This window comes from Dyadobacter sp. SRI_021, from assembly GCF_057586235.1.
In genome coordinates, this window is the sequence record NZ_JBYCZM010000001.1 from 506,303 (window position 1) to 522,917 (window position 16,615).

Genomic DNA, 16,615 nt, shown 5'->3' on the forward strand with positions numbered 1-16,615 from the left:
AAGGTAAAGCTTTTGTTTGTTTTCTATTTTCTCAAATAAACCGCAAAAATAGCGTTTTTTGATCGGATTCAGGTGGTCCGGTATATTATTACGCCATCATCATGCGGACAGGCACGACGGTGGCGCAGGAGGGCCCTCCGGAGCTATGCAATCCGGCACAAGATTTTACCGTTATGCAGCAGTTATTCATCTTACCCCAATTTTCAAATGCTATGAGAAACGTGACGATTGCACTGTTTGCATTATTGATCAGCTACTCCGCCTCCGCTCAGTACGACCCCGGTTTCCGCTTCGGTATCAAGGCAGGTGCCAATTTATCGAACATCAATGGCAGCAATGACCTCACCCTCGCGCCGGGCGGCAATGCATTCAACTTTAAAGACAATTCGAACCGTTCGCTGGGGTTTGCCGGCGGGGTTTTCTTCCGTTTTGGAAAAACGTTCTACATACAACCTGAGTTACTGTTGTCCCAGAAAGGGGGTAAATTCAACGTTTATAAAGACGGCCTGACTAATTCGGAAGGAAAAGTCGATATACGGTTCAGCAACTTGGATGTTCCTGTGCTCTTCGGTTTCCGTGTCGCGAAATTTTTTCGGGTCAATGTAGGACCGATGGCCTCGTTGCGATTATCCAGCAACGGCAAGCTTGGGGATTCATTCGATGATTTCACCGGCGACAATTCGGATGTGACCTTCAAAAACCGGCTGGCTTATGGTTATCAGGCCGGCGTCGGTTTCGATTTCGGACGCATGAGCCTCGATGTACGTTACGAAGGCAACTTCACGGAGATTGTGAAAGTGAATTTCAACAATGCAACTACCGCTTCCCAGTTTGGCAAAAAGGGTAACCTTTTCCAGGCCACGCTCGGTTTCGCGATTTTTTAAAAGTGGGTAAAATCAGAGCCAAAACCTGAAACGGAATCTGTGTAAACGGTTCCGTTTTTTTTATTGCTCATGAAGGCCGAATGCGGGGCTATTTCTACTTTTGTGTTTCATTCGTTAAATTGCCTGTAAGCGAAATCGCACAAAATCAGGCCCATATATCGGTACAGTGGCTATTAATCAAGATAATGTAAGACTGGTTTTCGGACTCAAACTCAAACAGCTCCGGCTCGACAAAGGAATGTCGCTCAGCGAACTTTCCCAGAAATCGGGGTTGTCGATTTCCTATATCAATGAAATTGAAAAAGGGAAAAAGTATCCGAAATCCGACAAAATCCTTGCATTGGCGAGTGCCATTGAGGTCGATTACGACACGCTGGTTTCATTAAAACTGAGCAAAAGGCTGGAACCGATTTCTGACTTGCTCAGCTCGAATATCCTCACAGAGCTTCCCCTCGAACTGTTCGGTATCGACCCGGCCAACCTCCTCGAAATCCTTTCCGACGCGCCCACCAAGATCAGTGCGTTCGTAGGAACGCTCATCGAAATCGCCCGGAATTACAACATGTCGATCGAGAAGTTTTATTTCTCGGCATTACGGACGTACCAGGAAATGCACGACAATTATTTCGAAGATATCGAAGAGGAAGCCGAGCGCTTTCTGGCGGAGCAAAATGTGGAGGCATCACGCCTCCTGGACGAGCAGCAGCTCGAAAGCATTCTGAAAGACCAGTACGGCTATACGATCGAGCCTATTAACGAACGCAACAATCCCGAGTTTGCGACGGTCCGGTCGCTTACGATCCCCAATGCAGCCGGTACGCGTCTTTTGATCAATGCGCATTTATCCTCCGTGCAGCGGGCGTTTATCTATGGGCGGGAAATCGGGTATTTGTATTTAAACCTGAAAAACCGCCTGCATACGACCGCATTAGTCGAAGCGGAGTCGTTCGAGCAATTGCTCAACAACTTCAAGGCATCCTATTTTGCCAGTGCTATTATCATCAAAAGAAGTTTGCTGGTACCGGCCATTGCCGATTTTTTTGCACAAAAAACCTGGCAGCCCGAGAAGCTGATCCAGCTCATCCACGATTTTAATACCACGCCGGAATCGTTTTGTTACCGGCTCAGCAATATCCTGCCGCGGTATTTCGGCATTAACCAGATCTTCTTTTCGCGTTTCAATAACTTCGTCGGGCAGAACCTGTTCCATATGACGAAGGAAATGCACATTTCAAGAAAGCATTACCCGCATACCGTTCGCGACGAGCATTACTGCCGCCGCTGGGTGGCGCTCACCATCCTGAACGATCTGGGCGATATTATCCAGGCCAAGCAGCCGCCCCGCATTTTATGCAAAGCCCAGAAATCGACGTATATCGATACACAGGATCAATATCTCGTAGTGAGTTTCGCCCAACCGATGTCGCCCACTCCCAACCTGAACGTGAGCGTGTCGATGGGCATTTACCTCGACGAGCAAACACGGGAGAAACTGGCATTCCTGGACGACCCTTCCCTGGCGGCCAGGGACGTGAACCAAACCTGCGAGCGCTGTTCGCTGTTCGACTGCCGGGAGCGCATTGCGGCGCCGGTAATCCTGCAAAAACGGCACAAAAACGAGGAATTAAGGAAAGCACTGAAACGGATGATTAACTGATCATTTCCGGTTACTTAGTATATTTAAAACGTAAACCCGGGAAATTTGAACCTTGAATGGGGGTTTCCTGTCAAATAAATGTCTGATAAGTACCCTGTCGGTTGCTATTAAAAAAATCTTAGAAATAGGCAGGCCAAAACTTACAGTTCTCTTCTCAACTATCTTTGTTTATTATTTGAAGAAATTGCTATGCCCGGCACTTATGATTTTGAGGATCTCATTCTAAAACTATCGACTCCTTTTTATATCTGTCTGATCGGTCTTGAGATCTTTTTAACATACAATACACCACACGAGGAACTGGCCAGACGTCCGGCCTATTCTGTGAAAGATACATTGATGAACGCGGTGCTGATGCTGCTCAATGGCGGCATCGATTTGCTGTTCCGCGCGGCTTACGTAAGCGTACTGATCTGGTTTTACAATTTCTCCTTCTTTGAACCGATCGCTAATCCTTACTGGTACTGGCTTGCATTGTTCCTCGCCGAGGACCTGGCGTTCTATACGCTGCATTATGTCGATCATCACTGCCGGCTGTTCTGGGCCGTGCATGTGACGCACCATTCCTCGGAGCATTTCAACCTGACTACCGGCTTCCGGTCATCGGTATTCCAGCCGCTCTACCGGTTCATTTACTTCATTCCGCTTGCATTGGTAGGATTCAACCCGGCTGATATCATCGTGATGTATTCCATTACGCAGATTTACGGCATTATCGTCCACACCGAATACGTAGGTAAGCTCGGCTGGCTGGAATACATTTTCGTAACCCCTTCGCACCACCGCGTCCACCATGCAAGCAACATCCAGTACCTGGATAAAAACATGGGTATGTGCCTGATCATCTGGGACCGCCTTTTTGGCACCTTTCAGGAAGAACTGCCCAGTGAGCCCCCGCGCTACGGACTCACCAAATCCCTCGAACAACAGGGATTAGCCCAAACCGTATTCCACGAATGGAAGGCGATCGGAGAAGATTTCGCACAGCCGATCGACTTTAAAACGAAGTTGAAATATCTCTTCAAAGCACCGGGATGGTCTCCCGACGGCTCGCGCGAGACGAGTAAGGACTTACAGCGAAAACTGGCGAATGCAACTTCGGCCATCGGCTATCAGCCATCGGACGAAGTAACAAGCAAATTTGACAGCCGACAGCCGACAGCCGACAGCCGAAGTACTATTATTTAAACGCCTGCATCCCCGTAATCTCCGCACCAAGGATCAGCAAATGGATATCATGCGTCCCCTCGTACGTAATCACCGATTCCAGGTTCATCATGTGGCGCATAATGGGGTATTCGCCGGTAATGCCCATTGCGCCGAGGATCTGGCGGGCTTCACGGGCGGTATGCAATGCCATTTCTACATTATTTCTTTTCGCCATGGAGATCTGAACGGTGGTAGCTTCGCCTGCGTCCATTAATTTGCCCAGGCGCCACGCGAGTAGTTGTGCCTTCGTTATCTCAGTCAGCATTTCGGCCAGTTTCTTTTGCGTTAGCTGGAAAGCGCCGATCGGTTTATCAAACTGTATACGCTCCGCAGAATACTTGACAGCTGTTTCGTAGCAATCGATCGCCGCACCTACCGCTCCCCAGGCAATGCCATACCTCGCTTTATCGAGGCATTGCAATGGAGCTTTCAGCCCCTCTGCACGCGGAAGGATATGGGTGTCAGGAATAAATACATTGTCGAAGACCAGTTCGCCCGTCGCACTCGCACGCAACGACCATTTGTGATGGATTTCAGGTGTTGAAAAACCCTCCATTCCTCGTTCCACAATCACGCCCTGCACCCGCCCCGCTTCATTCCGGGCCCATACCACGCCTACGTGCGCAAAGGGTGCGTTGGAAATCCACATTTTGGAGCCGTTAAGCACATAACCACCCTCGGCTTTCGTCAAATGCGTCTTCATTCCACCAGGGTTGGAACCGTAGTCGGGCTCGGTGAGACCGAAACATCCCAGCCATTCGCCGGTCGCGAGCTTGGGCAGGTATTTACGTTTTTGCTCTTCCGAACCGAATGCAAAGATCGGCCACATCACGAGCGAGCTCTGCACCGAAACCGTCGACCGCATACCCGAATCGCCTCTTTCGATCTCCTGGCACATTAGCCCGTAACTGGTATAATCCAGCCCGCCCCCGCCATATTCCGCCGGAATCGTCGGTCCGAAAACGCCCAGCTCCCCGAACTTGGGTATCAAATGCAATGGAAACTCGGCCTTTTGCGCACAATCTTCGATAATGGGTTTGATTTCCCTGTCTGAAAAATCGCGCACCGCCTGCTGAATGAGGCGTTGCTCTTCGGTCAGAAGGTCGGAGATGTTGAAGAAGTCTGTTTGAGTCATTGTGGAATCAGGCGTACATCAGTTTGCCCTTAGCTTTGGGGATCTCCCGACCCAGTTCTTTTGCCGTCGAAATCCATTCGTCGATCACTTTTTGGGCGTTCGCTAATGCCTCGCTTTGCGTCGCGCCATCTGCCATACATCCCGGGAGTTCGGGGACTTCAACAATAAGGGATTGATCTTCCTCGCTCCAATACATGATCAATTCATATTTGCTATTCATAGCTGAATAATTTGTATTTAAGTACAATCACCCTCACCTGCTTAATCTGATAGGGTCTTGCCTTGCTACCGAGCGGCTGGATATTTACAATTTCGGAAATATTCTCCTTATAAAAAATTCTGTGACTGCCCCCGCCTATTTTCTCGATGAACCCGAGATTCAATAAAATCATACGTAATTCTTCAAAACTAAAATTGTTATCTGAAGAACCTGACAACAATTTCATCATCAATTTTTCAAATTTGTGCCAATGTGTTGACTGTTGGATTTCCGTATTTTCTTAAACCCCAAACACCTCCTTCACATAAACCAAATCCTCCTTATGTGCTTGAACCCCATCCATGGTCTTCGGAGAGGTTTTTTCGAGGCATTGTTCCAAAACCAAATGCGGCTTTACACCCAGGTTATCCAGCGCATGAGCCAGTCTGGGGTAATCAATATCCCCTTCGGTGAATGTTTCCTGCCAAATGCCTCCTTTCGATTGCCGCAAATGCAGCTCGGCAATGCGTTTGCCATACAATTTCACGATGTCAAACAACGCGACTTGCGAGTTGCCCGACCCGCGGTAAACCCAATGCACGTCCAGGCAGAGCGATACGTTTTTCGGGTCGGTAGCGAGCAGCATGTGATGAAACTCCCGCGCGGCGGCACGAAGCTCCACGTCATGCGTATGGTATGCAAGGGTCATATTCCGTTTTTTGAGCTCGGCACCGAGTTTATCGAGGTTTTGAGCCTGCCGGGTTAGTTGTTCGTCGGATTTGTTCTTGTCGCTTCCCCATTGAATAGGGCTGGGATTTGTCACAATGATTTTAGTATCCACCGGTTTGAGTGCGTCGGCAATGGAAAGCACGGATTTAATGGATTTGAGCCCTTCCTCCACCTCGTGTAATGCAGTATTGACGTAAACGGAGGGCATTGCCAGCCGGTGTTTTTTGAGTACAGGAAGTAGCTTCGACACCTCGCCGGCATTGTTGAACGCTGGCTCGTAGGCCTTCAAACCCGTGGAAGCAAACTCGGCCAGCGAGGCGTCCGGATCCTTGCCCCAATCTTTCCCGTCGCGGGCGTAGAAGGTTATCCAGGAATATTGATTGCAGGATAATGGAAATGGCGCGGCGCTTTGTTCGGCCCGGGCAACTTCCGAAAGTACTGCTACTCCGGCCGAAACAGCCAGGGTGTTCAGGAATTGGCGGCGGTTTTGCGACATGATTTGATCGGTTTGGATGGTGTTTGATGATCGTCATGCATTAAAGTAATGCCGCACGGTTTGCTACCCGGGTGTGCGGCCAGGCGTAGTCGGTTGTGGTCATGTATTGTCACGAATGGTCGGGGATGGTCATGTGTAGTCAGGAGTTGTCAAGGATTGTCAGGAATTGTGCGGGGTTGCGTGCTGTGAAAGTATCCGTACCTTTGTGGCATTAAAGGATAAATCCCTTTCCAAAATAATATGCAGCATACGCTCCAATTAACGCTGGCGCCCGAGGTCGCACTGGACGAAGACAATTTTCGTCGCTTTGTAATTCAAAAACTTCGCCTCCGCGAAAGCGACAACCCATTTATCCGCAAGACACGCCAATCGATCGATGCCCGCAGCCGGCAGGTGAAAATCAATGTGCAGGCCGAAGTTTACGTGGGCGAAACGCCGCCCGCATTGGCAGGTACGCGCATTGTATACCCGGATGTGAGCAAGCGCCCGCAGGCGTTGATCGTCGGTTGCGGACCGGCGGGCATGTTTGCCGCATTGCGGTTGATCGAACTGGGGGTTAAGCCGGTTTTGTTTGAAAGAGGTAAGGATGTACGCACCAGACGGCGTGATCTGGCGGCTATTAATAAGGACCACCACGTCAACCCCGAATCCAATTATTGCTTCGGAGAAGGCGGTGCCGGGACCTATTCGGACGGCAAATTGTACACACGTTCCAACAAGCGGGGCGATATTCGCAGGGTACTTGAAATATTCGTCGCACACAGCGCCAGCGAACAAATTCTGATCGATAGCCATCCCCATATTGGCACCAACAAACTGCCGGTAGTAGTTGCGGAAATGCGCGAGAGCATTCTCAAAGCCGGCGGTGAGATCCATTTTGATACCAAGGTCACAGACCTCATAGTTCGCGACGGCCGCATGACCGGCGTGGTCACCAATGACAAAGACGAGCACACCGGAATCGGCGTGATACTCGCAACAGGCCATTCTGCCAGAGATATTTATGAATTGCTTCATACCAAAAACATCCTGATCGAAAGCAAGTCCTTCGCGATGGGCGTTCGGATTGAACATCCGCAGAATACGATTGACAAGATACAATACCACTGTGAAATCGATCGCGGCCCTTACCTGCCCGCCGCTTCTTACAGCCTGGTCACCCAAACCCGCTATAAAGGCGTGCAACGGGGCGTTTTCTCTTTTTGCATGTGCCCGGGAGGCTTTATCGTGCCGGCAGCGACGGCCTCCGGCGAAGTGGTCGTCAACGGCATGTCGCCTTCACGGCGCGATTCGCCCTATGCCAATTCGGGCATGGTGGTAACCATCGAAGAGGCTGATCTGGCCCCCTACAAAGAATTCGGTCCGATGGCTGGTCTCCAATTGCAACGGGAACTGGAACAGGCCGCCTGCCGACTCGCAGGAGCTACCCAAACGGCACCCGCGCAACTCGCGGTGGATTTTATTAAAGGCCGCACCTCTGCCCATTTGCGGGATACGTCTTACCAGCCTGGTTTACAATCGGTTGACCTGTACGATGTGCTTCCGGGCCACATCGCATTCCCATTACGCGATGCATTGTCGGATTTTGGCCGCAAAATGCGGGGTTACCTCTCCAACGACGCCCAGTTGATCGGCGTCGAGAGCCGCACCTCCTCGCCCGTACGCATCCCTCGCGAGCGCGAGACCTGCGAGCATCCTGAAATAAAGGGTTTGTTCCCTTGCGGCGAAGGGGCTGGTTATGCAGGGGGCATTATGTCCGCTGCCATGGATGGAGAAAGATGTGCAGAGCAACTGGCGAAGTTGTATGCCGGAGCGCTGGCTTAGCGCATTTACAATCGGTATAAGTAATTGTTATATTTGTGTATATCGATTGTAAACATTTATCACACACTAGTTATGCCTGAAATTTTCCGGATGTTCGGGATGAAATTTTTCTTTTACAGTCTTGAACATTTACCCATTCACATCCACGTCAGAAATGCCGATGGCACGGCCAAGTTTGAAGTAAATCCGGTAAGATTGGTGGAAAGTCATGGAATCAAACCGAAAGACCTGATGCTCGCCGAGGCGTTGGTTGAACAGCATTCGGAGCTGATCATTAAAAAATGGCACGAATTTCATGGTGAATGATTTTAATACACAAAAAGCAGAAGCAATGAAGATCAACAAAGTTTGGTTTGACGAAACCAATATATACCTGGTGCTCGACAGTGGCCACACTATCGGTAATCCGCTGTCTTGGTTTAAACGGCTGGAAAACGCCACTGCGGAACAGCGGCTTCTATTTGAACTCGGCCCTTTAGGCGACAGCATTCACTGGGAAGAATTGGACGAAGATTTGAGTCTCGAGAGCTTTTTTGACTTCAAAAGAGAGCTCAACTACGCGAAGATTTAGGTTTCCTCCATTAACTTAGGCGTAATCTTCTGCCACCTAACGCTTCAACAACTCAGCCAACATGGCCGCATTGGAATCATTTTCCGCTTTTACCGAACAACTTGCACATAAACTGAAATCCCCGCTCCCCGGCGAGACGGCCCACCGGGTAATGCAGGCTTCTTCCCGGCTCCGCCTGACTTTCAAACCCAATCACCGCACGCGCCGGAGTGCCGTGCTGATCCTTTTTTATCCTTACCAGGACGAAATCTATTTCCCGTTGATCCTGCGCCCCGCTTACGACGGCGTCCATAGCGGGCAGGTTGCATTTCCGGGCGGGCGATACGAACTGAGCGATGAGAACCTGATCCGCACCGCTTTACGCGAGGCGCAGGAAGAAATCGGGCTGCGGCTGACGGATGTCAAAATCCTGGGGGCATTAACGGAGCTTTTCATCCCCGCGAGCAATTTCCACGTGCTGCCTGTCGTAGCTGCCATGCCCTTTCGCCCCGACTTCTACCCCGACCCGCGGGAGGTGGAAGATATTTTCGAGATCAAACTGATAGAGATTTCCGATATTAATATTATCGGATCAAGTGATATACAAGTGCGTGGAGAACAGGTACATGCGCCACATTACATGGTCCAGGGCTATAAAATATGGGGGGCCACGGCTATGATGATCAGCGAACTGCTGGCCGTGCTGAATGCACCAGACAACTGAGTTTTATCGCTTATTTTGCTATATTAGCAGTTAATTCAACCTGATCTTCCGGTAAACTTCACCCTGTTTCTTTCTTTTTGAATGAGCCAGTCCCCTATGAAGACCGGGAAGCGGATGGCTGATCAACTATTTCTGAATACTTAAAACCTGGTTCCTCCTGCATTTATGGACGAAAACGGAGCTGCGCCCGACGCAGAAGATAGCGGATTGCATGATAAACTGCCCATTTCGGGCTTATATGAAAACTGGTTTCTTGATTATGCCTCTTATGTAATTCTGGAACGTGCCGTTCCGGCGATTGAAGACGGTCTGAAACCCGTTCAGCGGCGCATTATGCATGCGCTCAACGAAATGGACGACGGCCGCTTCAACAAGGTGGCCAACGTGGTCGGCTCTTCCATGCAGTACCACCCGCATGGCGACGCGTCCATCTATGACGCGATCGTCAACATCGGCCAAAAAGAGCTGCTATTCGATACACAGGGTAACTGGGGCGATATCCGTACAGGCGACGGCGCTGCAGCGGCACGTTACATCGAGGTGCGGCTTTCTCGGTTTGGGAAAGATGTCGTTTTCAACGACGACACCACCGAATGGCAGCTCTCCTACGATGGCCGCAAGCGCGAACCGATCACATTGCCTGTCAAATTCCCGTTGCTGCTCACGCTGGGTGTGGAGGGGATTGCAGTAGGTTTGTCGACCAAAATACTTCCGCACAACTTCTGCGAGCTCATCGAGGCGTCGATCGGCATCCTGCAAGGTAAGGAAGTCACGATTTACCCGGATTTTCTCACGGGCGGCCTGGTGGACGTCTCCAACTACAACGACGGCCAGCGGGGCGGCAAAGTACGGGTACGTGCCAAAATCGAGGAAGAGGATAAAAAGATGCTCGTTATCCGCGATATTCCCTTTGGCACCACCACTACCTCCCTCATCGAATCAATCATTAAGGCCAACGATGCGGGTAAGATCAAGATCAAAAAGGTCGTAGATAATACCGCCGCGGATGTGGAAATTCAGGTGCATCTGGCACCCGGTGTTTCGCCCGACATTACCATGGACGCTTTGTACGCGTTCACGGAATGCGAGGTGTCCATTTCACCGAACGCGTGTATCATCATTGCTGAAAAACCGCATTTTGTCGGCGTAACCGACATTTTAAAATACAATACCCAGCAAACCGTCCACCTCTTACAACGGGAGCTGGAAATCAAGCGGCTGGCTTTGCTGGAAAAGATCCTGTACGGCTCGCTCGAAAAGATATTCATCGAAAACCGCATTTACCGCGACATCGAGGAATGCGAGACTTTCGAGGCCGTGATCCGCACGATCGACAAAGGCCTGGAACCCTACAAACCGCAATTTTACCGCGAAATCACCGACGACGACATTGTCGAACTGACCGAAATCCGTATTAAACGCATCTCGAAATACGACAGTTTCAAAGCCGACGAGCTGATGCGCAAATGGGAAGAAGACCTCGCGGAAACCGAGGATAACCTGGCGCACATCACACGTTTCGCTATCGAGTATTTCAGGGAACTGTTGAAAAAATATGGCAAAGGAAGAGGAAGAAGGACCGAAATCCGCGCATTCAACCAGATCGCCGCAAATATCGTGGCTGCCAATAACCAGAAGCTCTATGTTAACCGGGCGGAGGGTTTCATTGGTTATGGTTTGAAAAAAGATGAATACGTGATGGACTGCTCGGATATCGACGACATTATCGTATTTCGTGCCGACGGCCGCTGCGTGGTGACTAAGGTGCAGGATAAGGTGTTTGTTGGCAAAGACATTATCCACTGCGCCGTTTTCGTTAAAAACGATGAGCGGAAGGTCTACAACCTGGTATATGTCGATGGCAAAACCGGCGTTTCCTACGCGAAGCGCTTCCAGGTGACGGCGGTCACGCGCGACCGCGAGTACGACCTTACGCAAGGCACCCCCAAATCGAAGATTACTTATTTCACGGCGAACGACAATGGCGAGGCCGAGATCATTACGGTGAACCTTCAAGCCCAGAGCAAGGCCAAAGTCAAGCAGTTTGACTACAACTTTGCCGAACTCCTGATCAAAAACCGGAGCGCAATGGGGAATATCCTCACGAAATATCCGGTCCGGAAAATTACGTTGAAATCCGCCGGACGCTCTACGCTCGGTGGTGTGGATATGTGGTTCGACCCGATTATCGGCCGCCTCAACCGCGACGAGCGCGGCGAGTACCTGGGTAACTTCGGCCCGAGCGACAATATCGTGGTCATTTACAAAGACGGTAGCTACGAGCTCACCAACTTCGACCTGACCAATCATTACGAGCCTCACGAAGTATTGCTGGTCAAAAAATTCGATACCAAGCTCCCTATTACCGCCATTTATTTTGATGGCGGCCAGAAGCAGCATTTTATCAAAAGGTTCAACATCGAGACGTCTTCGCTCGACAAGAAATTCCTTTTCATCAGTGACGCTAAAAACAGCAAGCTGATCCTTGCCAGCACGGATATCCGCCCGAGGCTGGAAATCGTTTATCCTAAAACGGCACAGAAAGAACAGACTACCGAGGAATACCTCGTCGAAGATATGGTCGATATCCGCGGGTGGCGCGCACAGGGCAACCGCATCCCGAACGACAAGTTCAAGGACATCCGCTGGCTCGAACCGCTCCCGGTGCCTGTGGAAGAACCTGTCGGGGAAGTTACCGACGAACCCGTGACCGACGAAGCAGGTGAAGAAGTCGACGGAACTACTGCCGGATCGGAGGCCGACGACGACCGGGAGAATGCTTTAATCGAAAATTCTGTTAATCGGGAAGATGACGGAGATAGCGGGGAAGATGACGGCAGTGCTGGGGAAGCGGATAGCAGCGACCAGCCAAAAAACGAGTCAAAACCGAAAAAAGAAAGCAAAAAAGGCTCGGATCCCAGGAGTCAGCTAGGGTTATTTGAATAGGCCCGGCAACAAAAACGCCCGTCGATCGCGTATATCAGCTTTAAACGCCGATATACGCGATCCGGCAGAATTTCCAGGAACTGAAAATTCAACAGGCAACGTGTGCACAGGTGAAAAAATTGATCAAAATCATATTAGCCTTATTATTTGCCTGCATGGTTTTCATCTTGCTTTGTAATTTCTGGGTGGTTTACTGTACACGCCAGTATTCCTATTTTTCGATCGAAAGCCTGCCGCCTAACGACGTGGCACTGGTGCTTGGTACCAGTAAGAAGTCGGAAAAAGGTACCGAAAACCTGTTTTTCAAATACCGGATGGAGGCCACTGCACGGCTCTTCAAAGAGGGAAAGATCAAATACATCATCCTCAGCGGCAACAACGATTCGCAGTATTACAATGAACCGCTGGATATGCAGCGGGCGCTGCTAAACCTCGGCGTCCCCGAGAATGTGATGACGCTTGATTACGCAGGCTTCCGCACATTCGATTCGGTCGTTCGTTGCAAGAAGGTTTTCAATCAGGACAATTTCACGATCATTTCGCAGAACTTTCACAACGCCAGGGCATTATATATCGCTCATAACGAGGGACTTAATGCCATCTCATTCGCCGCACAGGACGTCCCCAATGGCTATTCGTTCCGGACCCTCGTGCGCGAGTATCTTGCCCGCCCGAAGGCCGTGCTCGACGTCCATATCCTGCGCCCGGCAGCGGACGTGACTTCCAATATTCAAATTGGTAAAAATGAGCATGACGAATGAAGCTGCGACGGAACATTACCGCCCTGCTTCTGCTTGTTAGCCTTATTGGTACAAAAGGCTTTTCGCAAACCAGTTATATCATCAAAGGCCGCATTACCGACGCCACCACGGGCGATCCCATTCCTTTTGCCAACATCGGCATCCGTGGGCAGCTCGGCGGCACCACTACCAATTTCGATGGTATTTATGAGCTCAGATTCAACCCGCCGGCCGACTCGGTCACTGTAACGTACGTCGGATACACGAGCCGGAGTAAGGTCATAGTCCCCAATCGGAGCGAACAGGTCATCGACGTCCAGCTTTCGCCCGGCACTACCCAGCTCCGTGAGGTGAAAATACTAGCGGGTGAAAACCCTGCCTATGCGATAATACGCAAGATTGTGGCCCACAAGAAAGCTAACAATGCCGACGAGCTCTCAGCTTATGAATATGAGGCGTATAACAAAATCCAGATCGACATTGACAATCTTTCGAACGGGTTCAGGGATCGGAAAGTGGTCAGGAAAATGACCCACGTGCTCGAAAAGTTCGATAAAGTAAAAGGCGAAAATGGCGAAACGATCATCCCGATATTCATTTCCGAGTCGGTTTCAGATGTTTTCTACCGGCGTGATCCCCAGAAAAAGAAGGAGGTCATCAACAAAACAAAAATGTCCGGCGTAGGCCTTACCGACGGCAGCGTGGTTTCGCAGTTGATCGGCTCTACATTCCAGCAATATAATTTTTACAACAACTGGCTGAATATCCTCCAAAAGGACTTCGTATCGCCCATTTCCGATAGCTGGAAACTCTACTACGAGTACTATCTGGCCGACAGTGTGTACAATGGTACCAGTTACGATTACCACATCGATTTCGAGCCAAGGCAGAAGCAGGATCTCGCATTTGCGGGAACAATGTGGGTCGACGGACAGACATTTGCATTGACACAAATTGACGTGAGCGTAGGCAAGCAGGCCAACCTTAACTACATTGACCGCATTAAAATCCAGCAATCGTATGAGTTGTCGGACGATGAAAAGACCTGGCTTCCGCGTAAAACGCGTGTATTGATCGACGTCGATGAACCTACCCCTCAGGCTGCGGGAATGCTTCTGAAATTCTATTCAGCCCAGTCCAAATACCAACTCAATGCACCGCGCGAACCCCGCTTTTACGACACCGCCATTGAGCTGGCAGAAGACTACCGCGACCATGACTCCACTTTCTGGGCCCAAAGCCGCCCCGAAGATCTCAGCCCTACAGAAAAACTGACTTTCGAACTAATCGACTCGCTGAAAGCCCTACCGGTAGTGAAAACCTATACCGAGTTGCTCAATATCTTTGTAAACGGCTACAAAAGGATCGATAAATGGAACATCGACCTGGGGCCTTACCTGTTTTTGTATGCCAACAATAAAGTAGAAGGGCACCGGTTCCGCCTCGGCTTCCGGACTGATCCGGGTTTCAGCAAAAAATGGATTTTCAGCGGTTATGGCGCATATGGCACCCGAGACCAGGAGTTCAAGTACGGCGGCGGGCTCGACTATATCATCAGCCGGAAACCCTGGACAATGGCTGGGATCTCCTATTCCAAAGACCTTGAAAGGCTGGGGCTTTCCCCCGAGGCCATCGGCCCCAGCACTATTTTCGGCGCATTGTCGCGGTTCGGGGCATTCCGGCGACCTTATTGGCAACAGGACGTTTCGGCCTATTTCAAAAGGGAGGTCGTGAAAGGCCTTACCGGCAGCGTGCAGGTCCGGCACCGTACCTTCGATCCGTTGTTTGACTTCACTTACCGCACCAAGCCGGCCGCGGGTGAGAATTCTCCTGTAAAGCGTGCATTCGACATTACGGAAGTCAATTTCGAGGCGCGGCTGGCACAAAAAGAGACATTCCTGTTGAACGACAACGAACGTATCAGCATGGGTAATGGCAACTCACCGGCATTCACGCTGCGCTATACGCATGGTTTCAAGCACTTGCTGGGCGGGGATTTCAACTACAACAAGTTTTCTTTCAACATCCGGCAGAGTTTTCGCGCGGGCGTGATCGGGCGCACCTATTATCATGTTACGCTCGGCTATATTCCTTCCACCCTGCCCTACCCGCTACTCTACACGCCGCTAGGCAACGAATCATTCTTTTATGTAGAGAATGCATTTAACCTGATGCGTTATTTCGAGTTTATCAGCGACCGTTATTTCGCATTGCGTATGGAGCACAATTTTGAAGGATTTATACTAAACCGCATTCCCGCGATCCGGCGGCTGAAACTGCGGATGCTGGCTACGGGAAGATTGTTCTATGGCAATATCAGCGAAGCCAACGAGAAGCTTACCACTACTACTAATGAATCGGGCAAACAGGTTCTTGCATTCAGCCAGCTGAATGCAAAGCCTTACATCGAACTCGGCTACGGAATCGATAACATTTTCCGCACGGGCCGCGTCGATTTTATTCACCGGCTCACCTATTTGGACAGCCCGAACGTGACACCTTTTGCGGTGAAGATTTCCTTCTGGTTTAAATTGTAGGGATTACTAAATGCTTTTGAGGTCTTTGGAAGCGTAGGTCAAATGCACTTCCTGTCCGATTTCAAGATCCGGTTTGTTCCGGTAAAAGGATAGCTGCTCCTTTCCCTTCACACAACGGATTTCCCAATGGTTGCCATGAAAACGCATGGCTTCTACCTTGCCTATCCAACGGCTTTTCTCCGGGTTACGCGTCGGCTTGATCTTTTCAGGCCGGATGTAGAACTGCTTTTTGTGCTTGTCCCCGGCCATCCAGTTAATATCACCCGTCAGCTCGGCTACATAGCTGTTTGCGGGGTTGTTGTACACCTCCTGCGGGGTGCCAATCTGGATAATCCGTCCGTCGCGCAGCACCGCAATCCTGTCCGACCACGCCAATGCGTCAGCGGCTTCGTGCGTGACGAATATGCAGCTCATTTTCTGTTGCTTGCGCAGGCGTTCGATCGCGTCTGCGAGCACGCGACGGTTATGGTTATCCAAATGCGCGAACGGTTCGTCGAGCAAAAGTACGTCCGGGAGTTCCGCAATCGCTTTGGCAATAGCCGTACGTTGTTTTTCGCCACCGGAAAGCAATTTGGCCTTGCGGTCTTTGACATTTTTCAATGCGGTCGTTTCCAAAAGCTCGGCCACTTTTTCGAGCCGGTAATCGGGCTCGTAAAAGCGCAACGAATAAGCGATATTCTCCTCGACCGTCTGGTTAGGAAACAACTCGAACTCCTGGTGAATGAGCCGTATCGCCTCGTGGCCGGGCATGAGCTCGCTCGCCACGGGTTTCAGTAATTGTCCTTTGAAAAAAACATCACCTTGCTCCGCATCCAGGAAGCGCCCCAGAATGCGCAGCAAGGTGCTTTTCCCCGACCCGCTTTCGCCCAGGATACCCAGCCATTCGCCCGGCGCAAGGTCAATATCAACGCCGGTAAGGACCGTGTCGGTGCCAAATGTCTTGGTGATCTGCTGCGCACGCAGAGTCGGTCGGGACTGTTTCATG

Annotated in this window: 14 protein-coding genes; 10 read left to right on the plus strand and 4 right to left on the minus strand. The window is 50.5% G+C overall.

Features of this window, described 5'->3' with window-relative positions; all coding sequences use genetic code 11:
- The first annotated feature begins 212 nt into the window (after window positions 1-212).
- The 3 genes from AC2YIT_RS01970 to AC2YIT_RS01980 all read left to right on the plus strand — a co-directional run bounded on the left by AC2YIT_RS01970 (window position 213) and on the right by AC2YIT_RS01980 (window position 3,729).
- Window positions 213-884, plus strand: a complete 672-nt coding sequence (locus AC2YIT_RS01970; RefSeq protein WP_487278075.1) for a porin family protein — start codon at window positions 213-215, stop codon at window positions 882-884.
- Window positions 885-1,050: 166 nt separating this feature from the next.
- Window positions 1,051-2,541 (plus strand): helix-turn-helix domain-containing protein, encoded by a 1,491-nt coding sequence (locus tag AC2YIT_RS01975; RefSeq protein ID WP_430842962.1) that lies wholly within the window; start codon window positions 1,051-1,053, stop codon window positions 2,539-2,541.
- A 189-nt stretch (window positions 2,542-2,730) separates the two neighbouring features.
- Window positions 2,731-3,729, plus strand: a complete 999-nt coding sequence (locus AC2YIT_RS01980) for a sterol desaturase family protein (protein WP_430842960.1) — start codon at window positions 2,731-2,733, stop codon at window positions 3,727-3,729.
- Here AC2YIT_RS01980 and AC2YIT_RS01985 read toward each other — a convergent pair.
- From AC2YIT_RS01985 to AC2YIT_RS01995, 3 genes are all read right to left on the minus strand, one after another.
- Window positions 3,722-4,885, minus strand: a complete 1,164-nt coding sequence (locus AC2YIT_RS01985; protein ID WP_487278076.1) for an acyl-CoA dehydrogenase family protein — start codon at window positions 4,883-4,885, stop codon at window positions 3,722-3,724. The two genes, AC2YIT_RS01980 and AC2YIT_RS01985, sit on opposite strands and share 8 nt — an antisense overlap.
- 7 nt (window positions 4,886-4,892) lie before the next feature.
- Window positions 4,893-5,105 carry a type II toxin-antitoxin system HicB family antitoxin gene (locus tag AC2YIT_RS01990; protein ID WP_487278077.1) on the minus strand — a complete coding sequence of 71 codons (213 nt, stop codon included), beginning with the start codon at window positions 5,103-5,105 and terminating at the stop codon, window positions 4,893-4,895.
- Between the two features lie 280 nt (window positions 5,106-5,385).
- The gene (locus tag AC2YIT_RS01995) at window positions 5,386-6,309 is read right to left on the minus strand and encodes a sugar phosphate isomerase/epimerase family protein (RefSeq protein WP_487278078.1); all 924 of its coding nucleotides are present in this window, start codon (window positions 6,307-6,309) and stop codon (window positions 5,386-5,388) included.
- Between the two features lie 240 nt (window positions 6,310-6,549).
- Between AC2YIT_RS01995 and AC2YIT_RS02000 the strand changes: the two genes are divergently transcribed.
- The 7 genes from AC2YIT_RS02000 (at window position 6,550) to AC2YIT_RS02030 (ending at window position 15,630) form a co-directional block, all read left to right on the plus strand.
- A complete protein-coding gene (locus AC2YIT_RS02000; RefSeq protein ID WP_487278079.1) occupies window positions 6,550-8,133 on the plus strand; it encodes an NAD(P)/FAD-dependent oxidoreductase in 1,584 nt (527 codons plus the stop codon).
- A 72-nt stretch (window positions 8,134-8,205) separates the two neighbouring features.
- Complete coding sequence (locus tag AC2YIT_RS02005) at window positions 8,206-8,439, plus strand: DUF4160 domain-containing protein (RefSeq protein WP_430842951.1); 234 nt, start codon at window positions 8,206-8,208, stop codon at window positions 8,437-8,439.
- The gene (locus AC2YIT_RS02010) at window positions 8,429-8,704 is read left to right on the plus strand and encodes a DUF2442 domain-containing protein (protein ID WP_430842949.1); all 276 of its coding nucleotides are present in this window, start codon (window positions 8,429-8,431) and stop codon (window positions 8,702-8,704) included. Before AC2YIT_RS02005 ends, AC2YIT_RS02010 begins: the two co-directional genes overlap by 11 nt.
- A gap of 61 nt (window positions 8,705-8,765) precedes the next feature.
- The gene (locus AC2YIT_RS02015; RefSeq protein ID WP_487278080.1) at window positions 8,766-9,407 is read left to right on the plus strand and encodes an NUDIX hydrolase; all 642 of its coding nucleotides are present in this window, start codon (window positions 8,766-8,768) and stop codon (window positions 9,405-9,407) included.
- Window positions 9,408-9,572: 165 nt separating this feature from the next.
- A complete protein-coding gene (locus AC2YIT_RS02020; protein ID WP_487278081.1) occupies window positions 9,573-12,353 on the plus strand; it encodes a DNA gyrase/topoisomerase IV subunit A in 2,781 nt (926 codons plus the stop codon).
- Window positions 12,354-12,508: 155 nt separating this feature from the next.
- Complete coding sequence (locus tag AC2YIT_RS02025) at window positions 12,509-13,114, plus strand: SanA/YdcF family protein (protein ID WP_487278082.1); 606 nt, start codon at window positions 12,509-12,511, stop codon at window positions 13,112-13,114.
- Window positions 13,111-15,630 carry a DUF5686 and carboxypeptidase-like regulatory domain-containing protein gene (locus AC2YIT_RS02030; RefSeq protein WP_487278083.1) on the plus strand — a complete coding sequence of 840 codons (2,520 nt, stop codon included), beginning with the start codon at window positions 13,111-13,113 and terminating at the stop codon, window positions 15,628-15,630. Before AC2YIT_RS02025 ends, AC2YIT_RS02030 begins: the two co-directional genes overlap by 4 nt.
- 6 nt (window positions 15,631-15,636) lie before the next feature.
- On the opposite strand, the gene AC2YIT_RS02035 is transcribed toward AC2YIT_RS02030, so the two are convergent.
- Window positions 15,637-16,614, minus strand: coding sequence for an ABC transporter ATP-binding protein (locus AC2YIT_RS02035; protein ID WP_487278084.1), 978 nt, complete (start codon window positions 16,612-16,614; stop codon window positions 15,637-15,639).
- Between the last annotated feature and the right edge of the window lies 1 nt (window position 16,615).